Origin of the sequence: Sulfitobacter sediminivivens (assembly GCF_042611115.2) — a bacterium.
GTDB lineage: Bacteria > Pseudomonadota > Alphaproteobacteria > Rhodobacterales > Rhodobacteraceae > Sulfitobacter > Sulfitobacter sediminivivens.
Window position 1 is genome coordinate 390,597 of record NZ_JBHGAR020000002.1, and the last position, 19,210, is coordinate 409,806.

Below are 19,210 nucleotides of genomic sequence, written 5' to 3' on the forward strand. Positions count from 1 at the left end.
AAGATTTGCCAAAGGACGCCCGCCATGTGCGCCGATACGCCAGAAACACACGACTATAAATCAACGCTGAACCTGCCCAAGACAGATTTTCCGATGCGCGCGGGGTTGCCCAAACGCGAGCCGGAATGGCTGGCACGCTGGGAGAAGATCGGGGTTTATGACCGGTTGCGCGAAAAGCCGGGACGCAAGGTCTTTACGCTGCATGACGGACCGCCCTATGCGAACGGGCATCTGCACATCGGGCATGCGCTGAACAAAACGATCAAGGACATGATCGTGCGCAGCCATCAGATGATGGGGTTCGATGCGCGCTATATCCCCGGTTGGGATTGTCACGGCTTGCCCATCGAATGGAAGATCGAAGAGCAGTACCGCAAGCAGGGCCGCGATAAGGACGACGTACCGATCAACGAGTTTCGCAGTGAGTGTCGCGAATTTGCACGGGGCTGGGTGGACATCCAGCGCGAGGAATTCAAGCGGTTGGGCGTGACCGGCAATTGGGCTGATCCGTATCTGACGATGGATTTCCACGCCGAGCGGGTGATTGCCGAGGAATTTATGAAGTTCTTGATGAACGGGACCTTGTATCAGGGGTCCAAGCCGGTGATGTGGTCGCCGGTTGAGCAGACAGCGCTGGCCGAAGCGGAGGTCGAGTATCACGACAAGGAAAGTCACACCGTTTGGGTTAAGTTCAAGGTTATCGGCACGGATGATGCGACGCTGGACAACGCCTATGTCGTAATCTGGACGACGACGCCCTGGACCATGCCGTCAAACAAGGCGGTCGTGTGGGGTGAGGGTATTTCTTATGGTCTGTATGAGATCACCGGGCGACCCGAGGAATGTTGGGCGCGTATCGGTGAGCGGTATTTGATCGCAGACGATCTGGCGGCAGATGTGCTGGGCCGGGCGCGGCTGGACGAAACAATGTATCGCCGGTTGTGTGATGTGACGCCCGATGATCTGCGCAAGATCAAGTTGCAGCATCCTTTGGCCGGGGCCGAGGGGGCAAATGGCGAATGGGACGACAGTCGCGATTTCCGCGCCGCTGATTTCGTCACCGACACCGAGGGTACGGGTTTCGTGCATTGTGCCCCGTCCCATGGTCTTGAGGAATATGAGCTTTACCGTGATCTGGGCATGCTCGAACAGGTGATCACCTATAACGTGAACCCCGATGGGCGGTTCCGCGATGACCTGCCGTTCTTTGGGGGCAAGGCGATCCTGAAACCCAATGGCAAGGAAGGCAACGCCAATGCCGCGATCATCGACAAGCTGATCGAGGTTGGCGGGTTGTTGGCGCGTGGCAAGATCAAGCACAGCTATCCGCATTCGTGGCGGTCCAAGGCACCTGTGATCTATCGCAATACGCCGCAGTGGTTCGTGGCGATTGACAAGGTCGTGGGCGATGGGCTGGACATGCACGGGCGAACCATCCGCGAACGGGCGCTGACCGAGATCGACAATGTGAACTGGACGCCAAAATCAGGGCGCAACCGTCTGCATTCAATGATGGAGGCGCGGCCCGACTGGGTGCTGTCGCGACAGCGGGCTTGGGGCGTGCCGTTGACCTGCTTTATCAAAAAAGGCGTATTGCCAACCGACGAAGAGTTCCTGCTGCGTGACCCGCAGGTGAACAAGCGGATCGTTGACGCGTTTGAGGCTGATGGCGCGGATGTTTGGTATGCGGATGGCGCGAAAGAGCGGTTCCTGACGGGCATCGTGAACCCGGACGAATATGACCAGGTGACGGACATTCTGGATGTGTGGTTTGACAGCGGATCAACCCATGCCTTTACCCTGCGTGACCGTCCCGATGGGTCCGAGGACGGGATCGCCGACGTCTACATGGAGGGGACCGATCAGCATCGGGGCTGGTTCCATTCGTCGCTGTTGCAATCGGTTGGCACGACGGGGCATGCACCCTACCGCAATGTTGTGACCCACGGCTTCACGCTGGATGCCAAAGGCATGAAGATGTCCAAATCCATCGGCAACACCATCGTGCCGGAAAAGATCGTGCAGCAATACGGCGCGGATATCCTGCGGCTTTGGGTGGCGCAGACAGACTATACCGCAGACCAGCGCATTGGTGATGAAATTCTGAAAGGCGTGGCTGACAGCTATCGCCGCTTGCGCAATACCATGCGCTATATGCTTGGGTCGCTGACCGATTTCAGTGAAGCGGATCGGGTTGATCCCGCCGACATGCCTGAGTTGGAGCGTTTTATCCTGCACCGGGTGGCAGAGCTGGATAAAATCGTGCGCGACGGCTATGCAAAGTTCGATTTTCAGGGCGTGTTTCAGGCGGTCTTTACCTTTGCCACTGTAGATCTGTCAGCGTTCTATTTCGATATCCGTAAGGATGCGCTTTATTGCGATGGTGACACATTGCGGCGGCGCAGCGCGCGGTCGGTGCTGGATATCCTGTTCCACCGTTTGACCGCGTGGCTGGCCCCGGTGCTGGTGTTCACCATGGAAGAGGTCTGGCTTGAGCGGTATCCGGGGGATGAAAGTTCCATTCACCTGACCGATATGCCTGAGACACCAGAGGCATGGCTTGATGCGGAACTGGCAGCGAAATGGGCCAAGGTACGGACCGCACGACGTGTGGTGACCGCGGCGCTGGAAGTCGAGCGTACCAACAAGGTTATCGGTGCGTCGCTTGAGGCGGCCCCGGTGGTCTATGTCTCAGATGCGGATCAGCGCGCGGCACTGCAAACCGTGTCGTTTGAGGATGTGAGCATTACATCTGATATCACGGTGAGCGGCGATGCCGCCCCGGCAGAGGCTTTCCGCATGCCGGAAACCGATGGGGTGGCGGTTGTCTTTACCAAGGCAACGGGCGACAAATGTGAGCGTTGCTGGAAGGTCTTGCCGGGTGTGGGCACCCATGCCCATCCGGGCGTATGTGGGCGCTGTGACGCGGCTGTGAGCGAAATATCGGGCTGAAGCCTGACCTGCTGAAATTTGGTAGGGCGGGCCTCGGCCCGCCTTATCCGCATGTTTCGGATTGAGATTGCGTGACCACGGGTGCATTCTTGCCTGATGAAACAGCGCACCGTCCCCACGCAATTTGGCGACCTGACCCTGACCGAAGAAGCGGGGGCGATCACGGCGTTAGGCTGGGCGCGCACTGCGCAGCAAGATGCCTCCGATCTACTGGATGAAGCGATGGCGCAATTGGCAGCCTATGCCGCTGCTGAGCGCGAGGTTTTCGATCTTCCGTTGCGAGTGAAGGGCAGCGATTTCCAGCGTGATGTTTGCAGCGCGATGTCGGCAATCCCCTTTGGCCATACGGTGACATATGGTGATATCGCCAAACAGTTGGGTGTACCTGCCCAAGCGGTGGGGCAGGCCTGTGGCGGCAATCCGATCCCGATCATCATACCGTGCCATCGGGTGATGGGGGCCAAGGGGTTGACCGGTTTTTCAGGTGCGGGCGGGGTTGAGACCAAGGTGGCCCTGCTGCGTCATGAAGGGGCGGCGGGTCTGTTGATTTAACTCATCGGTGCGCCTAAAGCGACGCGTCATAGGGGTGACGGCGCACCAGACCGAGCATGGCGACCAGCCCGACCACTGCCAAAGGCAAACAGGCGAGAAAGAGGATACGCGCCACAGTGCCCGCATCGTCCGGGGTCTGAATGCTGAGGAATCCCGATGCATTTGCGATGATCCCGATATAGGCCGCGCCCAATGCATATCCGATCCGTTGCATTGTCGGGATCGCCCCGGTGATGCGCTGCATGTCTTCTTCTGGGGCAACAGCCGTAATGCGCCTGAGAATAAAGGTATAGGCCAGCCCGAAACCACCCCCCTCGGCCAATGCGCAAACTGCGATCAGCCAGACCGGCCCGGCTGGTACTGCATAGACAAAGCCCGCAATGCTCAGTGTGGTCACAGCCATTCCAATGGCAATCCAGATCCTGTCAAAACGTTCCGGTGAGCCGCTGACGCTTACGGCGGCCAATGTCCACCCGATAGAGGAGCAGGCCACCACGTACCCGGCGGTCAGGGCCGATGTGCCGTGCACAACCGTCATCAGCAATGGACCATACGCGGTGATCGCGACCGTGGCCATGGGCAACATCATGAGCATCAGCAGAGTGGCCCCGGTGGCATGGCGCGGGTCTAGCGGCGCGTGGGGCAACAAACGGTCCGGTCCGGCAAGCCCGTCACGCCGGAAGAACCAGATCAGACAGAGGACGCCCGCACCAATCAACGCACTGGTGCGCAGGGCCTCGACCCGCACCCCTCCATATGAGATCAAGACGACAGCAAGGCAAAGCAGCGCCAGTCGCGACAGCGGAAACCGGGTGCCGATTTTACCCTGTTCAAGAGTGGCGGTTTCCTGGCGCAGGGCGATCCAGGCAGACAGCATGAACGAAAGCATTGCGAAGAACCAAAAGCCCAGACGCCAATTGGCATATTCAACAAAAAGGCCACCGATCAGCGGCCCCAGAAACGCAGACATGCCCCAGAACGCCGACACAACCGCCAGCGCCCGCGCGGCGTAGCGACGCGGAAAAAGCACGCCGAGGGCAACAAAACACATCGCCACAAGGCCGCCTCCGCCAAAGCCCTGTAAGGCGCGGCCAATCAACAGCAGGCCCATGTTGGGGCTGATCGCGCTTGCGGCGCAGCCTGCGCCAAACAGAAATGCCGCAATGCTCATCGGGCCGCGCAAGCCGTAACGCATGGTGATCAACGCGCTGGCGGCCCCGGCAACAATCGACCCAATCTCGTAGATCGAAACAGTCCAGCTGACAAAGGCCGCGCCGCCGATATCCGCGATCATGGCGGGCAACATCGTTGCAACAACCAAACTGTCCGCTGCATGCAGCCAGACACCAAGGCTGACAAGTGCAAGCGATGCGGTGTATCCACTGGTCAGAAATTCGCGCCAGGGCACATATTCATCGGGCCTTTTGCTGGCGGCAGCGGCGTGTTCGGACATAAAAACCTCGTTCTCAGGCAATTGTGATGGGGCCTGAACCTAGGTTGAGGTCAAGAGATATCTTTGCGCCGCGCTTTAGTCGCCTTTTGCCGGCATCATCTGCTGAACGGCACCTGCGCAGATCAGATAGATTGAGGTGATCACCAGCCCCCAATGCGCCCAGCTTTCCGGATGGAAGTCGACCCACGCGGCCCATCCGGCAAAGAATGTCCAACCCAGCGCCATCGGCAAGGTGATGTTTCGCCAGCGTTCGGTGCGCACGGGGTGCACAAATTTGATCGGGATGAACATGGTAATGGCGAGGATCGTTACGATGATCAGGCTGACCCACCATTCGGGTTTCAATGCAAACAACACCAGCACCAGCATGTTCCAGCAGCCCGGAAAGCCAGAGAACGAATTGTCCTTTGTTTTCATCCGGGTGTCGGCGAAATACATCGCCGAGGCGAAGGTCACGATGATGATCATGGCCCAACCGCTCCACCCGTCCATCAGGCCGGAGCTAAAGAGGGCAAAGGCCGGGATGAAAACATAAGTGAGATAGTCGATGATCAGGTCGAGCAGCACGCCGTCAAATTCAGGCGCATTGGTTTTCACATCATACCTGCGCGCCAATGGTCCGTCGATCCCATCGACAAAAAAGGCCACAACCAGCCAGAGGAACATCAGGTCCCATTCAAGCTCGACGGCGGCGAGCATTGCCAACATGGCGAAAACGGCACCCGTGGCGGTGAAGAGGTGAACGAAGAGGGCGCGCATTTGTATGGTCATGGGGCAGCTTTGCCAAATCTGGATCGGGGATGCAAAAGGAAATGGGTTCCCGGTAAAATTGTTAGGCTTCGATAGGGTCATTGCGCACGTGGGGAAAATCACCTGTGGCAATATACGCTTCTTCCTCTGGTGTGGAGTGGCGGCCCAGAATGGGATTGCGGTGCGGATGTCGGCCAAAGCGTTCAATAATGCTGCGGACACTATGGTGCTGGGCGCGAAATCTGTCGCCAAGTGGTGCAAGAACCGGGGGTAACCCGATAATCGCGCGCTCCATCACAGGTTCCAGCGCATCCATGCGCTCAAGGTGGTCGGGACCTTCACAATGGGAAATGGCGATATGAAAGAAAACCTGTTCCCATGGGGCCAAAGAATCGAAGTCGCCGTTCCTGATGCCTTCCAGGGCCAGTCTTGTCGCCTTGATATCTTGGGCGAAAGCAGCAGGCGTATCGCGCCAGAGCGAGCGCGGGAACTGATCAAGCGCGATGAGCAGTGCAAGCCTGCCGCGCGGGGTGTCCGCCCAATGATCAAGATGGCCCGTCGCCGCCGCAAGCGTCATATCGGCAAAATCGGCGATGATGGTGGCATCCATCCCGCCCTGCATGCGTTTTCCCCAAAAGGCACTGTGGCTTTCCATGGATTTCTGATGCCCGGTATCGGGAAACCACAGGTTCAGGACGGATTGCGGTTCGTGAAAAGTGTTCAACATATAAAATCCCAATTTTTGGGGCCTAAATTGGGGAAGATTAGGCAGCACTGCACTGTGTGGCAACCCAAGCCTTGCGGAACCGGTTTTGGGCCGGGGGAAACATCATGCGCGCGCAAGGCATTGGGTTGACGCCCCAGCCGATTCCAACTAAGTGCTGCGAACCAATTTCAGGGTTGCCGACGTGCGGCCCCCGCTTCACGTGTTGTGCCGGATCGCTGGCCTACCACGAAAACAAAAGGATGAACCCATGTCGCGCGTTTGCGAATTGACCGGAAAAGGCCCGATGTCGGGCAACAACGTAAGCCACGCGAACAACAAGACGCGTCGCCGTTTCCTGCCGAACCTGAATGACACCACATTGCAGTCCGAAGCGCTGGGCCGTGGTTTCAAACTGCGCATTTCAGCCGCTGCATTGCGCAGTGTTGATCACCGTGGCGGTCTGGACAAGTTCTTGGCCAAGGAAAAAGACACCAATCTGTCCGCGAATGCGTTGAAGATCAAAAAAGCCATTGCGAAATCAAGCGCAACTGCCGAAGTGCTGAGCTAAGCTCCGCCTCTTTCGCAAGCCAGAATTAAAGCAGCCCCGGTCCGCAACGGCCGGGGCTGCGGCGTTATTACGCCTCGTTTCCGGCAGGGCGCTTTGGTAGACTTAGTTCATGACGTTGCGCAGCATAATCTCTTTGGCGTTGGCCCTGATGCTGGCATTCACCAGCCAGAGCATGGCCGTCGCACGCGGTGCATCCGCGGCCACCGGGCAAATGGTACTTTGCACCGGAACCGGGCCGGTTCCGGTCTATATGGACGCATCCGGGCATCCGACCAGTGCACCGCACATCTGCCCTGATTCAGCATTGAATGTGATCGTGGTTGGCCCGGCAGCTGATGTGATGTCACCGGCGCGGATCGTTCAGTTTCATCACCTTATTGCGTTGACCGCGCGAGATACGCCAACCACACCGCATCCGGCCCCCCCGTCGCGCGGCCCGCCTGTCGTGATCTGAAAAACGCTTTTTCCAGATAAAAACAGGACACACCCAATGAAAATTATACGACACTTTGGCGCAGCGATTGCTGCTGCGATTCTTGCTACCACATCAGCATTTGCCGGTGAGATGATGATTGAAGACCCCTATGTGCGCGCATCGACGCCCACATCTAAAACAGGGGCAGCGTTCATGACACTGATGAATCAAACGGATAGCGATGACCGCCTGATCGCGGCATCTTCGGAGGTGGCGGGCCGCGTTGAACTGCACACCCACATTGAGGACGCCAACGGCGTGATGCAAATGACCGAAATTGAGGGCGGCATCCCGATCGCAGCGGGAGAGGCGCATGTGCTGAAACGGGGTGGGGATCACGTGATGTTCATGGGGCTGAACGGGCCACTTGAGCAGGGGGCCGAAATCACCGTAACGCTGACGTTTGAAAAGGCAGGCGATGTTCAGGTGCAAGTCCCGGTCGATCATGAACGCAAGCCCGATCATGGCGCGATGGGCAACTGAACCTTGGCGGTGGGCGCATCGCCCACCTTCCTCACCTGCTCAGAAGTTCATCCACCCATGTCGTCACGGTTTGTGACGCAGGCCCGGTGCGGTGTTCGGCAAACTGGCTGCCCACCGACGAACGTTCCAGATTGAACTCAAGAGTATGCGCGCCCGCGCGCCTTGCCTCGGCCACAAAGCCCGCCGCCGGATAGACATTGCCGGATGTGCCGATGGCACCAAAGATGTCGGCGCTGGCCAGATGATCAAACAGCGCATCCATGTCATAGGGCATTTCACCGAACCAGACGATATCTGGCCGCGCTGCGGGTGCCGCGCAACTGGGGCAGGGGTCGCCCGGTGCCATGACCATGGCCGCAGGCCAGCGGTGGTCACACGCGGCACAAAGCGCACCTTTGAGACTGCCATGCATATGCATGACGGCCCTGGACCCGCCCCGCTCATGCAGGTCGTCGACATTCTGAGTGATCACGATGACCTCGCCCTTATGCTCAGCCTCCAATCGGGCCAAGGCCCTGTGCGCGGCGTTGGGTTCGACCGTGGCGGCCTGCGCACGCCGGGCGTTATAGAAATCAACCACCAACTTGGGGTCGCGGACAAACCCTTCGGGAGTGGCCACATCTTCGACACGGTGCTGCGCCCAAAGGCCGTCCTCGGCGCGAAAGGTCTCAAGACCACTTTCGGCGGAAATGCCTGCGCCAGTCAGAATCACGATCTTGTGCATCTTGGTGGTCATGGCATGTCCTCAATCAAATACAGGCTGTCGGTGAGCCATGGCAGCTTGGCAATGGCAGGGGTGATCATGTGGTCTTGCAGCAAACGTCGCATGGTCTGAGCAATATCACGCGGCACCGGGCCAGACCATTCTGCACCGGCGAAAAGTGAGATGCGGCGCGCGACATCGGGATTTGGCAGGGCGAAGGCCTGCATGCCGTCATGGAACCGCGCGGCGCGCATGTACCCCAAGGGGGTGGTGATCGCCCAGCCCATGCCGCGTGCGACCATCGCCATCAGAGCAAGATGGCTGCCGATCTCAAACTTTTTTGGCAGGCTGATGCATTGCGCGGTCAGGTGGTCGTTGATCTGACTGGCAATCAATTGTCCGGTTGCATAGTGCAGAAACGGCAGCGGTCCCTGCTGCGCCAATAGCGATTGTGCGGTGTGATCGCCGTCTGCAGGGGCCACAATGATAAAGGGATCACGCGCAAGTGGGTATGCATCAACCGCGTCAATGGGGCCCTCGGCATGTGCAGAAACCGCCATCTGCAGGGTCTGGGCCTGCACGGCCTGGATCAATTCATAGCTGCCCGCCGTGATCATGCGAAACCGACACCCGGTCAGGCTGTCGCCCAGAATGGTCGCAAGGCGCGGCGTAACCGTGTCGTCGAAATCATCAATGATGCCGAGACTCAACTCTTCCAGATGGGCAAGGTCCATCACGGTTACATCGCTTTGTGCCTGCCTGAGTTCTGACAGGGCCACCGCCGCACGGCGCAGAAACATCTGGCCCGCAGTGGTCGGTTGCATGGGTCTGCGGCTGTGATCAATCAACGCGACCCCCACGGCCGTTTCAAGGTTGCGCATCTGTTGGCTGACCGCAGGCTGGCTCAGCCCGGTGATCTGAGCAGCCTGAGCCACCGAACCCGACTGTGCGAGCGCCTCGAATACTTCGATCCCGCGCAATGTCACCCCTTTTCGCAGCATTTCGCCACCTCCGCGTCATTTCAGGTTTTGTGAAACTACGAGGTGCGAACGTCAAGGATTTAGATTATTATTGCCCCGGTCCCTGTCGTTTATTGAAATTGTCCGCAGGCATAGCTCCACCTTGCGGGTCCGATCAAACGGGCGCAAAATATAGCTGACATTTGCCGGAGGTCAGAGATGAAAATTGCTACTGCTGCTTACCCTTTGGACGTGCTGACTTCCTGGTCTGTCTATGAAGACAAATTGGCGAAATGGGTGGGTGAGGCCGCAGCACATGGGGCGGAGCTGTTGGTGTTTCCTGAATATGGCGCAATGGAACTGGCAACATTGGCAGGACTTGATGTGGCGGGCGATCTTGAGGCGTCCTTGCATGCAGTATCAGATCGGATGGAGGACGCGGACAAGGTGCATGTCAGACTTGCCGCAGAACACAGTGTCCATATCGTTGCCGCCTCGGGTCCGGCTGACACTGACACGCGGCCAGTAAATCGCGCGCGACTGATCACGCCTACCGGGCAGATTGGCGTGCAGGACAAGCAAATCATGACCCGATTTGAAGACGAAGTCTGGGACGTGATCGGCGGCAATAACTTGCAGGTGTTTGAGACGGCCTTGGGCAGAATTGGCATTCTGATTTGTTACGACAGCGAGTTTCCGTTGCTGGGTCGGGCGTTAAGTGAATGTGACGTGATCGCGGTGCCGTCTGTCACCGAAACACTGGCAGGCTATTGGCGGGTGCGCATCGGCTCGATGGCGCGGGCGCTGGAAAATCAGTGCATCACAGCGATGTCGTCGGTTGTGGGGGCCGCGGGCTGGTCGGAAGCGTTGGGCACATCTTACGGTGCTGGCGGCATCTTTTGCCCGCCCGACACCGGTTTTCCCGCAACCGGCGTGGTCGCAGTGGGTGAGATCAATTCACCGGGCTGGACCTATGCCGACGTCGATCTGGCACAGGTCGCGCATGTGCGTGCAGATGGCGTCGTCCTGAACCGTCGCCGTTGGACAATGCAACATGGGCGTGACAATGCCGCGATAAACGTGCGCCTGCGCTGAATCCCCCTTGAAAAAGGATTAAATTGCGCCCATTTAAGCCTGCGCCCTGAAATCCAGGGTTTATATCTGTTTCCCAAGCGGGGAACATCAGTCAAGGAGACAACATGGCCAAGGAAGACACGCTCGAATTCCCAGGTATCGTGAAGGAACTCCTGCCTAACGCGACGTTTCGGGTCGAGCTGGAAAACGGCCATGAGATCATCGCGCATACGGCAGGCAAGATGCGCAAGAACCGCATCCGCGTTCTGGCAGGCGACAAAGTTCAGGTGGAAATGACACCTTACGATCTGACCAAGGGTCGGATTAACTACCGCTTTAAATAAACGTTTCGGTGTTAATCCTCGGATCAGGATCACCGCGTCGCAAGGAATTGCTGGCGCAGATCGGTGTTTTGCCCGACGCCATTTCTGCGCCGGACATTGATGAGACCCCTCTAAAAGCCGAATTGCCGCGACCCTATTGCGCCCGCATGGCGCGTGAAAAGGTGGCGGCGGTCAGTGCTGGCGCAGATGATATTGTGCTTTGTGCTGATACGACCGTGGCGGTGGGTCGCCGCATCCTGGGCAAGCCTGCCGATGCGGACGAAGCGGCGATGTTTCTGCGTCTGATGTCAGGGCGACGTCATAAAGTGATCACCGCCGTGGCCGTTAAACGCGGCGATCAGATTTGGCAGCGCGATGTACAAAGCACCGTGAGAATGAAGTCTTTGTCAGACACTGAACTGGCCAATTATCTTGCCACCAATGACTGGCAGGGCAAGGCGGGTGGGTACGGCATCCAAGGCCCCGCCGGTGCGCTGATCCCGTGGATTTCGGGCTCGTTCACTGGCATTGTTGGTCTTCCCCTTGCGGAAACCGCAAATTTGCTGCGTGCCGCTGGATATCCAATGGATGGAGAAACACAATGAAAGGCCGCACGATTATTCTGGGCCATCTGGGCGAGGTCGAGGCCGCCGCGCTGATGGTTGATGGCAAGCTTGACGACCTGCTGGTTGACAGTGACGCCCCCAACCCCGGCACCATCTATCGCGCAATTGCCGACCGTCCGGTAAAGGGGCAGGGCGGCATGTTCCTGAAAACCCCTGACGGTTCGGCGTTTCTGCGCCAGATCAAAGGGTTGGCACCGGGGCAGGCCATTCTGGTTCAGGTGTCCGGCTTTGCCGAGCCGGGCAAGGCGATCCCGGTTGCCGCGAAAATCCTGTTCAAGAGCCGCTATGCGATTGTGACCCCCGACGCGCCGGGCCTCAACATTTCTCGGAGCATCAAGGCCGAGGGTGAACGGGATCGCTTGCTTGAGATCGCGCATGATGTCGCGGGTGAGGCGGCGCATGGGTTGATCCTGCGGTCATCCTGTGCGGGGGCCGATGCCGAAGAGATATCCGAAGACATCACCGCCATGTTGGCGCTTGCCGATACAGTGATGCTGGATGATGCCACGGACATGGATGTTCTGGTCGAGGGCGATGGCCCGCACCTGCTGGCATGGCGCGACTGGACTGATCCGGCAGAGGTGATAACCGACGATAATGGCTTTGACACCCATGGTGTACTGGATGCCTTGGAAGCAGCTAGGGGCATTCAAGTGGGCCTTGGCGGTGCTGCGTCGATGTTTGTGGAGCCGACCCGCGCGCTTGTCGCTGTGGACGTGAACACCGGCAACGACGCGTCGCTCGCTGCGGGTATCAAAGCCAACATGGCCTGCGCGCGCGCCCTGCCGCGGGCGCTTCGGGTGCGCGGTTTGGGCGGGCAGATCACCCTTGATCTGGCCCCCATGCCCAAAAAGGACCGCCGGGCATTCGAGACGGCGTTGCGGCAGGCGTTTCGTGGGGATGATGTTGAAACCACACTTGTCGGCTGGACCCCTCTGGGCCATTTTGAACTGCAGCGCAAACGGTCCCGCGTGGTGGTGGCAGAGGTGTTGTCATGAATTGTCCGATCTGCGGCGCAGCTGCCGTAGCCAAGTTTCGCCCCTTCTGTTCGGGGCGGTGTGCAGATGTTGATCTGGCCAAATGGCTGAACGACAGCTACGCGGTTCCCTCGCGCGCGCCAGAGGATGTGGAAGCCGCCCTAGATGCTGTTGAAGCGGCCCAGGACGACACCCAAAAGCCTCACTAGACGCCCGCAGACATTGCGCAGCGATCAGGGGCCAAAAAGGCACTGGACACCCTTGGCCTGACACCCTAGAACGCGCTCACCCGACCACCTTGGTGGTGAACCCGTGCCCGGGTAGCTCAGGGGTAGAGCAGTGGACTGAAAATCCTCGTGTCGGTGGTTCGATTCCGCCCCCGGGCACCACTCTTATTTTTTACTGTTTCCTTTCAGTGTGCTAGGGGTGGAAATTGTCCCACCCGGTAACATGGACTCGGAAAGTGGGACACTTTTGTTCCCGTTTTGATCATCTGACATGCGGCGCAGGGCGCTTTCGGCACGGGTCTTTTGACTTGCCGCGCGGGTGTACCGTGTCACTTCTTTGGACGTGCGGTGTCCGGTTATCGCCATGATCTCTTGTTCTGTGCAGCCCAATTCAGCGAGTCGTGCAGCCGCAGCCTTGCGCAATCCGTGGACCGAACAGTTCTGCAACCCCGCGTCATCGCACCATTTGCGAAACCGATTGCCGAATCCATTTGAGGTAAACGGGCGTTTGAAAACTGTAACCAAAAAGGTCAGATCGCCAGTTGGGCTTTCATCCAGAACCCTTTGCAATGCAGGAATGATCGGAATTTCCATCCTTACAGGTTTGCTGTTGCGGTTCTTGTGCTGGGTAAATGTCAGCCACCCGTCCCGGACGTGCTGTTTGCCAAATTGGACCAGATCGGCGCGGCGCTGCCCGGTGTAGAGCGCAAGGGCCAATGCAAGTCGGGCAGATGTGCCGATTGCGTGGGTGTTCTCGAATTTCTCGATTTCATCCAAGGTCCACGAATGGAATCCGTCTGCGTTGCCTGAAAGATACTCGATACCGATTGCCGGATTAGAGTCGTGCAAGTCATAGCGCATTGCGAATTTGAAAAGCTGACGCAGCGCTTTGACCAAACTGTTCGCAGCCTCTGGCCTGTCCATCATTTCGTCCCGGCGAACGCGAACATGCTTTGGCAGCAACATGCGGTAAGGCTTGTCGCCATCGCCTTTGTGCTGGCAGAACCGTTCAAGGATCGCGCGGCGGACTTTCTGTGTCCGTGGGTCCAGTTCGCGGAACATGGCGGATTTGTAGTATTCCACGCAAAGCCCTTTGATTGACCCTGCCACCACACGCCCGACTATATCCGACGTGGACTTAGGCTCGGCGGGTCCAGCGGCAGCGCGTTTGTAATCAGTGAGAAATTCGGGCGAACCACTTGGTCCACGCAGCCGAATTTTAGGTTGCCCCGGACGGCGATAGTAGAGGCGGACAGTCCCGTGGCGGTCTGTATCCTCTACGATGTATTTGAGGCGCATTTTCATGTCAGATCAATCCCAAGGATTCGCGTCAACTTGGTCTGGTGTGTCCAGTTCGTCAAATGCACGGTCCACTGCAACCCGGTCCCAGATTGTCCGCCCGTCAATTCGCTTGGGTTTTGGCATCCGGCCATCATGCACCAGTGCGTCAAATTTGGTTGTCCCGATTCCAACGTATCCCGCTGCCTCAGCACGGCTCAACCCGCGCCGGACAGGCGCAGGGCAGAACTCATGCTGAGGCAAACGGGGTTGGGCCATTGGATCAGAACGCGCCGTTAAGACGGGTTGCAACGGTGCCAGCGCCGGACTTGGCCGCGATAGCCACGCCGACCTTGGTGTTGCCGCTGACAGTCGTGGTGACTTCCTTGGCGGTATCGTTCCAATAGAGGGCAGCGCCAATGGTGATATCGTTCGCCGTGGTCTTGGGCAGGTCAAAGACACCTACCGTGGACAGGACGACAGGTTTGCCCGTCGCCGCATCGCCGTTTGCCACGCCAAAGAGATTGCCGACAATGACGCCTGCGCCAGACAGCACGTCAGCCGGGGAGTCGAGGGTGATGTCTTCACCGGGTTGGATATAGTTGCGCATTAGTTCAGTCCTTTTGAGGTTTGGAAGTGGACAGTGCTGGGGCGATTGCCGCCCATTGCCTGCCGTTCCAATTCGTTGATGTAAGCGGCCAGCCGGGGCAGGGACGCGCGGTTATAGACGACGTGTTCGCCGTTGCCGTCCTTAAACTCGACAGCCAATTCCCCGAGTTGCAGACGGTGATAAGCCGTCCGCGCCTCAGTGAGTTGTTCGGCCAGTGAGGCCATTAGTCGTTACCGGGGTTCTGGTAGGCACCGCGCCAATCGCTCCAGCCCGTGCCAAAGTCGAGGAACGCGCGGAACTTAATCCCCAGAGTATCCCAAGCCTCTGCCCGTTGAATCTGGACGCCTTGCGCACTTGCAAGGTAGCCATAGACAATGCTTGCCACGCGGGCAGGATCGGCAAACACGAACCAACTGTCATCGGTGATACGAGGCTCAACCAGCAGAGACAGTTTCGCGCCAAAGACGTTCACGTCGTCGGTGGTGGCCGGATAGAGGGACGCCAGCAGTTGCTCTGCATACGTTTCGGTGTCCGGCCCGACGACAAGGTACTTGGGCGTGACGTTCAACAGCGTTTTGCCGTCCAGCCCTTTGTAAGCGCGCATGGCCTTTCGGGCCGTGGACAAAGCGTTTTGACCTGCCCCAGCGTCATAAAGAGACATTCCGGGATTACCAAGGTTGCCACGGCTTGCGTCAAACACGGGCAGACCATCGGACAGGTTGTGGCTTTCCGTCAGCAGTTTGACCATTTCGTCGGCCTCTGTCTGTGCAGCGGCTTCCCCGAACGCGGCGGTCATATCGCCCAGCAGATTCAGGTCATCGTTGATCAGCAGATTGCGGCTGACGTTAATGCCACGCGCATAGGTTTTGAGCGACATGGACTCGCCGTTTTCCGCGCGGGACGTGTGGCTGATTTCGCCAGATTCTGCGATTTCTTCCAAGCGGCCCATTTCACTCAAACGGATACTGGTGGACGCTTTGAAGTCGCGCAGAACGCGCTGCTTGCCAATCGCCTTGAGCGGGGACTCGGCGGCTTTGTAGGAGTCGGCAGCTACCTTGCCCATCGCGTTGCTGACAACCAACGGGAAGTCGCTGGTGCCATGCGAGGCGCGGGTGAACACGTCATCGGCAGACAGGCCGCGCGTGGACACGCCAGAACGGGTCAGGGAGTCACGGGCCATGTCTAGCAGGGAGTCTCCCATGTACTGACGGGCATCGTCCGGCACTTCGCCACCAGCCATGCGAACAGCAACGGCGTCAGCCTGACGGCGGGTGATGACAGCCGGGTCTTCGTTCTGGGGCGCGTGGGTGCGGATGACGGGCGCGGTCCGCGTCTGGGTTGCGTCAAAGACGGCTGCCTTGGCTTGGTCAACGGTCGAGTCCAGGTCGATCAGGTCATCTGCCGTTTCAGCGGGCAGACCAGCCGAACGGACCAGAGTCCGAATGGTGGAACGGCGGGTGCGTTCTGCATCCTGTTCCGGGTTGGTTTCAATTACGTCGGGCATATCTGCTCCAGTTTGGGTGGGGTTGTTGGCGGCGCGTTTGGTCTCAGTCTCACTATGCCGCGCCGGATCGCATAGGGCTTCTTGGTGGCGAACCCGTGCGTTCGGGTCTGCCGGATTGGTTGTCAGGGTGACTTCTGTGAGGGTCCACGCGGTCGGTGTCTTTTGGCGCTGCCCGTTCTGCATAGACTCGGCCCAACCTGTCACGCGGTAGCCAACAGACACGCCTGTCAGAGACCCGTCTGCAATACGCTGCGCAATCGGGTCTGTGTCGGACGCCGTGGACAGTTGCAGCTTGGCGATGACTTGGGTGCCTTCGATCCGGGTACTCACCACGCGGCCCAGCAGGTCCCGCACGGATGCAGTGTTGTGGGAATCGAGCAAAGGCATGCCCGTGCTTGCCCCCAGCGTGGCAGGGTCCAAAATCTCGTTGAACACGCCTTGGGCATCACGGCGCACCACCGGGGTCATGGTCGCTACCACGGCTTCAAAGGTCCGGGTTTCCGGGTCATAGCTGTTCGCGGTTCTGGCGGTGCGCGTCAAAGGCGCAAGGGGATCATGCAGCGTCATTGGTATCTCCAGCAGTTTCGGCGGCAATCTCTTTGTCCAGATCGACGCGGTTCCAACCCAAGGACGCCACGGCTTTCGTGCGGCTGGTCAGCTTGGCTTCAATTTGGGCGACAAGGGCTTGGGTGTCTTTCATCGGGTCCACTTGCATGAACCGGGGCGGCAACCATTCAACCAGCAGGGCCGGGGCCAGATCGGGAATATCCACGCTGCCGGATAGGTAAGCGCGGGTTTGCACTCTACGCCAAAGCGGGGTCAGGGTTTGGGGGATAATCTGGTGATACTGGAATTGCTCCAGCTTGGCGCGCGCAGGGATCAATCCAGCCCGTAAGCTGGAGTAATTTGCCCCGGTTAGATCGCCGTCCAACCAGAATTGCGGGATACCGAGTCCAGCGGCAATCTGCCCGAGCGTTAATTTCGCAAAGGCGATGGAATCTTTCGCCTCAGAGGGTGAATTGAATTTGATGTCCGTGCCAGCGGGCAGGATACGTACCACGCCGGGTTCCAGTGAAATATCTGTCAGGCTATCAGCCTCAGGGTATGCGCCCGTGCCGCCGATATTGTTGTTGTCGGTTACGAATCCAGCGTGCATTGCTGCAATCTTTGCGCCAACCAACAGGGCGTCTTGTAGCTGGTCCAATTCGTTCACTGTGAGCAGAACAGGGGCCAGCCAAGATACGCCTCGAACCTGTCCCGGCCCAAGCGGGCGCATTAGGTGCAGCACGTCCTTTGCCAGAACGCGGATAGGGGTGCGGCTGGTCGGGAACAGATCGGTAGGGCGGTTCGGCTGAATGTGGTAGGCCACGCGGCGTCCACGGGCATCATATTCAATGCCAGCCGCGACATAGCGGCCTTGGCCCAGATCGGCAGTTTTGGATTCGTCTACCATTTCCGCCGGGATCAAGCGGACCTGAATCCCGTGCGAGTCTTCCTCAATAACGGCGAAACCTTCGCCGTCAATCACGGTTGCTAAGACAAGCTGCGCCAGCAAGCCACGCATGTCTGTCCGGCCTTCCACGTCCGCATTCTCTGCAAAGGTCAGCCATTCCTGATTTAACGGGTCACGCAACGCGGTGTCCGGATGTGCGGACGCAGGTTCAATCCCTGCACCGACAGCCTCAGCCACAATCGCGTTAACCCCATTTGAGATGTAGCCGTTGTTCGCATAGGCATGGCGAGCGCGGCTACGCAAAGGTGCGGCGGCTGCCAATGTTTCGGTCGCATTCGAACCATAGGCCATGAACGCACTGCCACGCCGTCCACCTGTGGCCGCGTCAAAGCTGCGAGTCTGGACGGGTTGCACGGTGTCGCGTTTGAAGAAGTTGGCGAACGGGAAGGCCATCAGATTACGCCCCCATCGCTGCGAGTTCGGGCAACCAATCGTGCATTGTAAGGACAATCATTTCGCCGCCAATGCGCTCAAGTCCATCCATATTCACCCGCATTTCAGCAGTGACATGCTCAGTGCCATCTGCATTCGCGTGGAAAAATACGACAACGCGCCAAGACTTGTCGGGGTCATTGAAAGCGGCTTCTACACCGGGCGTTGCTCCAGAGTCGGCGGCTTTTGCGGGTAGATAACATGCGTCGGAAACGGCGCGTATGATCGATTCCTTCTTGATCCCGAACCGCATCAGACCTTTGCAGAGTTTTGCCGTCGCTAGGTCATATACATTGAAAGTGTGGGTGGCCGTTGGCCCGGCCCCGAATTTGCCTTGGGTCTGCACATATCCCTTTGTGCGAAAACGCCGTAGCTGGTTCGCCACATGCTCCCGTGATTCATCGCCAGTTGAAAGCCATTCAGCGGCTGTTCCGACGGAAAAAATAGCATTTGTCATTGTTCGCTCCTGTTCATATTGGTTTGTCTACCCTGATTCGCGTTATAGAATCAATGATAATTTCATAAAATATTTACTTGTGTTAATAACGCGAATCAGGGTAGGTGTAACCGTGTTAGGGGTTCTAGTCATATGCCCTGTAACCTTTCAAATCGGATCAGGGGTGATCCGGTAGCCAAAGAAAAGGGAGGGGGCGGCTTTCGGGTCGCCCCTTTGCACATCAGCCCCACAAAATGAGGAATCGAGAAAATGAGCAAAAGAGCAAACAGCCAGAACATGCCGGGTCATGTGAATCGAGGGCAGGCAGGGCTTGCCGAATATGACAACCTGTTGCGTCGGTATCTGGTACATTACATGGTTTTTGGGGAAGGGCAGTTGCCCGAGATCGCCCAGACCGAATTGGAGTTCCGGCGCATGGCTATCTTGCAAAGGTGCCGCCCGGACGTGTTCAAGGCGGCGTTCCCTGATTGGCGTGGTTCGTTGAATGACAACCCGTCTCAATTCTCAGTCGCATGATATTCACCCAAAAGGTGATTATTCAACCATCAAAACAGTAGATTAGCGGCCTCCGGGTCGCTATTTTTGTGT

Annotated in this window: 23 protein-coding genes and 1 tRNA gene; 12 read left to right on the forward strand and 12 right to left on the reverse strand. The window is 58.2% G+C overall.

Translation table 11 applies throughout. From position 1 onward, the window contains the following. The first annotated feature begins 24 nt into the window (after window positions 1–24). A complete protein-coding gene (ileS, locus tag ACEWL3_RS04310; protein ID WP_386177811.1) occupies window positions 25–2,952 on the forward strand; it encodes an isoleucine--tRNA ligase in 2,928 nt (975 codons plus the stop codon). A 96-nt stretch (window positions 2,953–3,048) separates the two neighbouring features. Next, window positions 3,049–3,504 carry a methylated-DNA--[protein]-cysteine S-methyltransferase gene (locus ACEWL3_RS04315; RefSeq protein WP_386177813.1) on the forward strand — a complete coding sequence of 152 codons (456 nt, stop codon included), beginning with the start codon at window positions 3,049–3,051 and terminating at the stop codon, window positions 3,502–3,504. Between the two features lie 13 nt (window positions 3,505–3,517). On the opposite strand, the gene ACEWL3_RS04320 is transcribed toward ACEWL3_RS04315, so the two are convergent. From ACEWL3_RS04320 to ACEWL3_RS04330, 3 genes are all read right to left on the reverse strand, one after another. Continuing rightward, window positions 3,518–4,957, reverse strand: a complete 1,440-nt coding sequence (locus tag ACEWL3_RS04320; RefSeq protein ID WP_386177815.1) for an MFS transporter — start codon at window positions 4,955–4,957, stop codon at window positions 3,518–3,520. A gap of 75 nt (window positions 4,958–5,032) precedes the next feature. Next, window positions 5,033–5,728 carry a CDP-alcohol phosphatidyltransferase family protein gene (locus ACEWL3_RS04325; protein ID WP_386177816.1) on the reverse strand — a complete coding sequence of 232 codons (696 nt, stop codon included), beginning with the start codon at window positions 5,726–5,728 and terminating at the stop codon, window positions 5,033–5,035. A gap of 61 nt (window positions 5,729–5,789) precedes the next feature. Continuing rightward, a complete protein-coding gene (locus tag ACEWL3_RS04330) occupies window positions 5,790–6,434 on the reverse strand; it encodes a DUF924 family protein (RefSeq protein ID WP_386177818.1) in 645 nt (214 codons plus the stop codon). Window positions 6,435–6,681: 247 nt separating this feature from the next. Between ACEWL3_RS04330 and rpmB the strand changes: the two genes are divergently transcribed. The 3 genes from rpmB (at window position 6,682) to ACEWL3_RS04345 (ending at window position 7,939) form a co-directional block, all read left to right on the forward strand. Continuing rightward, entirely contained in the window at window positions 6,682–6,981 is a 300-nt protein-coding gene (gene rpmB / locus ACEWL3_RS04335) for a 50S ribosomal protein L28 (protein WP_114880376.1), read from the forward strand. 109 nt (window positions 6,982–7,090) lie between these two features. Next, a complete protein-coding gene (locus ACEWL3_RS04340; protein WP_386177820.1) occupies window positions 7,091–7,435 on the forward strand; it encodes a hypothetical protein in 345 nt (114 codons plus the stop codon). Window positions 7,436–7,471: 36 nt separating this feature from the next. Then, window positions 7,472–7,939, forward strand: coding sequence for a copper chaperone PCu(A)C (locus ACEWL3_RS04345; RefSeq protein WP_386177822.1), 468 nt, complete (start codon window positions 7,472–7,474; stop codon window positions 7,937–7,939). Between the two features lie 31 nt (window positions 7,940–7,970). On the opposite strand, the gene ACEWL3_RS04350 is transcribed toward ACEWL3_RS04345, so the two are convergent. Together ACEWL3_RS04350 and ACEWL3_RS04355 are read right to left on the reverse strand one after the other, a co-directional pair. Continuing rightward, window positions 7,971–8,663: an NAD-dependent deacylase gene (locus ACEWL3_RS04350; RefSeq protein WP_386177942.1), complete on the reverse strand. Its 693-nt coding sequence runs from the start codon at window positions 8,661–8,663 to the stop codon at window positions 7,971–7,973. An 8-nt stretch (window positions 8,664–8,671) separates the two neighbouring features. Beyond that, the gene (locus tag ACEWL3_RS04355; protein WP_386177824.1) at window positions 8,672–9,643 is read right to left on the reverse strand and encodes a LysR family transcriptional regulator; all 972 of its coding nucleotides are present in this window, start codon (window positions 9,641–9,643) and stop codon (window positions 8,672–8,674) included. Window positions 9,644–9,820: 177 nt separating this feature from the next. Between ACEWL3_RS04355 and ACEWL3_RS04360 the strand changes: the two genes are divergently transcribed. The 6 genes from ACEWL3_RS04360 to ACEWL3_RS04385 all read left to right on the forward strand — a co-directional run bounded on the left by ACEWL3_RS04360 (window position 9,821) and on the right by ACEWL3_RS04385 (window position 12,990). Continuing rightward, window positions 9,821–10,696, forward strand: a complete 876-nt coding sequence (locus ACEWL3_RS04360) for a carbon-nitrogen hydrolase family protein (RefSeq protein ID WP_386177826.1) — start codon at window positions 9,821–9,823, stop codon at window positions 10,694–10,696. Window positions 10,697–10,800: 104 nt separating this feature from the next. After that, on the forward strand, window positions 10,801–11,019 hold the full coding sequence (gene infA, locus ACEWL3_RS04365) for a translation initiation factor IF-1 (protein WP_008228280.1): 219 nt from the start codon (window positions 10,801–10,803) through the stop codon (window positions 11,017–11,019). A gap of 8 nt (window positions 11,020–11,027) precedes the next feature. Continuing rightward, complete coding sequence (locus ACEWL3_RS04370; RefSeq protein WP_386177829.1) at window positions 11,028–11,603, forward strand: Maf family protein; 576 nt, start codon at window positions 11,028–11,030, stop codon at window positions 11,601–11,603. Continuing rightward, window positions 11,600–12,622 (forward strand): ribonuclease E/G, encoded by a 1,023-nt coding sequence (locus ACEWL3_RS04375; RefSeq protein ID WP_386177830.1) that lies wholly within the window; start codon window positions 11,600–11,602, stop codon window positions 12,620–12,622. The genes ACEWL3_RS04370 and ACEWL3_RS04375 overlap by 4 nt, the downstream gene beginning before the upstream one ends. After that, window positions 12,619–12,810 (forward strand): DNA gyrase inhibitor YacG, encoded by a 192-nt coding sequence (locus ACEWL3_RS04380; protein WP_386177832.1) that lies wholly within the window; start codon window positions 12,619–12,621, stop codon window positions 12,808–12,810. Before ACEWL3_RS04375 ends, ACEWL3_RS04380 begins: the two co-directional genes overlap by 4 nt. Window positions 12,811–12,915: 105 nt before the next feature. Beyond that, window positions 12,916–12,990, forward strand: a tRNA-Phe gene (locus ACEWL3_RS04385). A gap of 3 nt (window positions 12,991–12,993) precedes the next feature. Here ACEWL3_RS04385 and ACEWL3_RS04390 read toward each other — a convergent pair. From ACEWL3_RS04390 to ACEWL3_RS04420, 7 genes are read right to left on the reverse strand one after another with little or no spacing between them, the layout of a single operon-like run. Next, entirely contained in the window at window positions 12,994–14,133 is a 1,140-nt protein-coding gene (locus ACEWL3_RS04390; RefSeq protein ID WP_386177834.1) for a tyrosine-type recombinase/integrase, read from the reverse strand. A gap of 6 nt (window positions 14,134–14,139) precedes the next feature. After that, entirely contained in the window at window positions 14,140–14,385 is a 246-nt protein-coding gene (locus tag ACEWL3_RS04395; RefSeq protein WP_386177836.1) for a hypothetical protein, read from the reverse strand. Window positions 14,386–14,389: 4 nt separating this feature from the next. Continuing rightward, entirely contained in the window at window positions 14,390–14,716 is a 327-nt protein-coding gene (locus ACEWL3_RS04400; protein WP_386177838.1) for a DUF2190 family protein, read from the reverse strand. Then, window positions 14,716–14,940 (reverse strand): gpW family head-tail joining protein, encoded by a 225-nt coding sequence (gene gpW, locus ACEWL3_RS04405; RefSeq protein WP_386177840.1) that lies wholly within the window; start codon window positions 14,938–14,940, stop codon window positions 14,716–14,718. The genes ACEWL3_RS04400 and gpW overlap by 1 nt, the downstream gene beginning before the upstream one ends. Next, window positions 14,940–16,787 carry a prohead protease/major capsid protein fusion protein gene (locus tag ACEWL3_RS04410; protein ID WP_386177842.1) on the reverse strand — a complete coding sequence of 616 codons (1,848 nt, stop codon included), beginning with the start codon at window positions 16,785–16,787 and terminating at the stop codon, window positions 14,940–14,942. The genes gpW and ACEWL3_RS04410 overlap by 1 nt, the downstream gene beginning before the upstream one ends. Next, on the reverse strand, window positions 16,774–18,126 hold the full coding sequence (locus ACEWL3_RS04415) for a phage portal protein (RefSeq protein WP_386177844.1): 1,353 nt from the start codon (window positions 18,124–18,126) through the stop codon (window positions 16,774–16,776). Before ACEWL3_RS04415 ends, ACEWL3_RS04410 begins: the two co-directional genes overlap by 14 nt. A 4-nt stretch (window positions 18,127–18,130) precedes the next feature. Next, the gene (locus ACEWL3_RS04420; protein WP_386177846.1) at window positions 18,131–18,622 is read right to left on the reverse strand and encodes a hypothetical protein; all 492 of its coding nucleotides are present in this window, start codon (window positions 18,620–18,622) and stop codon (window positions 18,131–18,133) included. 249 nt (window positions 18,623–18,871) lie between these two features. Here ACEWL3_RS04420 and ACEWL3_RS04425 point away from each other — a divergent pair, with 249 nt between their 5' ends. After that, window positions 18,872–19,138, forward strand: coding sequence for a hypothetical protein (locus ACEWL3_RS04425; RefSeq protein ID WP_386177848.1), 267 nt, complete (start codon window positions 18,872–18,874; stop codon window positions 19,136–19,138). Window positions 19,139–19,210: the final 72 nt, after the last annotated feature.

Bases quoted from the DNA above. Each gene is read 5' to 3' on its own strand.
- ACEWL3_RS04350 (WP_386177942.1), bottom strand. From the start codon at position 8,663: ATGCACAAGATCGTGATTCTGACTGGCGCAGGCATTTCCGCCGAAAGT.
- ACEWL3_RS04395 (WP_386177836.1), bottom strand. From the start codon at position 14,385: ATGGCCCAACCCCGTTTGCCTCAGCATGAGTTCTGCCCTGCGCCTGTC.
- ACEWL3_RS04375 (WP_386177830.1), top strand. From the start codon at position 11,600: ATGAAAGGCCGCACGATTATTCTGGGCCATCTGGGCGAGGTCGAGGCC.
- ACEWL3_RS04325 (WP_386177816.1), bottom strand. From the start codon at position 5,728: ATGACCATACAAATGCGCGCCCTCTTCGTTCACCTCTTCACCGCCACG.
- ACEWL3_RS04390 (WP_386177834.1), bottom strand. From the start codon at position 14,133: ATGAAAATGCGCCTCAAATACATCGTAGAGGATACAGACCGCCACGGG.
- ACEWL3_RS04320 (WP_386177815.1), bottom strand. From the start codon at position 4,957: ATGTCCGAACACGCCGCTGCCGCCAGCAAAAGGCCCGATGAATATGTG.
- ACEWL3_RS04400 (WP_386177838.1), bottom strand. From the start codon at position 14,716: ATGCGCAACTATATCCAACCCGGTGAAGACATCACCCTCGACTCCCCG.
- ACEWL3_RS04345 (WP_386177822.1), top strand. From the start codon at position 7,472: ATGAAAATTATACGACACTTTGGCGCAGCGATTGCTGCTGCGATTCTT.
- ACEWL3_RS04410 (WP_386177842.1), bottom strand. From the start codon at position 16,787: ATGACGCTGCATGATCCCCTTGCGCCTTTGACGCGCACCGCCAGAACC.
- infA (WP_008228280.1), top strand. From the start codon at position 10,801: ATGGCCAAGGAAGACACGCTCGAATTCCCAGGTATCGTGAAGGAACTC.
- ACEWL3_RS04420 (WP_386177846.1), bottom strand. From the start codon at position 18,622: ATGACAAATGCTATTTTTTCCGTCGGAACAGCCGCTGAATGGCTTTCA.
- ACEWL3_RS04355 (WP_386177824.1), bottom strand. From the start codon at position 9,643: ATGCTGCGAAAAGGGGTGACATTGCGCGGGATCGAAGTATTCGAGGCG.
- ACEWL3_RS04360 (WP_386177826.1), top strand. From the start codon at position 9,821: ATGAAAATTGCTACTGCTGCTTACCCTTTGGACGTGCTGACTTCCTGG.
- ACEWL3_RS04425 (WP_386177848.1), top strand. From the start codon at position 18,872: ATGAGCAAAAGAGCAAACAGCCAGAACATGCCGGGTCATGTGAATCGA.
- rpmB (WP_114880376.1), top strand. From the start codon at position 6,682: ATGTCGCGCGTTTGCGAATTGACCGGAAAAGGCCCGATGTCGGGCAAC.
- ACEWL3_RS04330 (WP_386177818.1), bottom strand. From the start codon at position 6,434: ATGTTGAACACTTTTCACGAACCGCAATCCGTCCTGAACCTGTGGTTT.
- gpW (WP_386177840.1), bottom strand. From the start codon at position 14,940: ATGGCCTCACTGGCCGAACAACTCACTGAGGCGCGGACGGCTTATCAC.
- ACEWL3_RS04380 (WP_386177832.1), top strand. From the start codon at position 12,619: ATGAATTGTCCGATCTGCGGCGCAGCTGCCGTAGCCAAGTTTCGCCCC.
- ACEWL3_RS04315 (WP_386177813.1), top strand. From the start codon at position 3,049: ATGAAACAGCGCACCGTCCCCACGCAATTTGGCGACCTGACCCTGACC.
- ACEWL3_RS04340 (WP_386177820.1), top strand. From the start codon at position 7,091: ATGACGTTGCGCAGCATAATCTCTTTGGCGTTGGCCCTGATGCTGGCA.
- ACEWL3_RS04415 (WP_386177844.1), bottom strand. From the start codon at position 18,126: ATGGCCTTCCCGTTCGCCAACTTCTTCAAACGCGACACCGTGCAACCC.
- ileS (WP_386177811.1), top strand. From the start codon at position 25: ATGTGCGCCGATACGCCAGAAACACACGACTATAAATCAACGCTGAAC.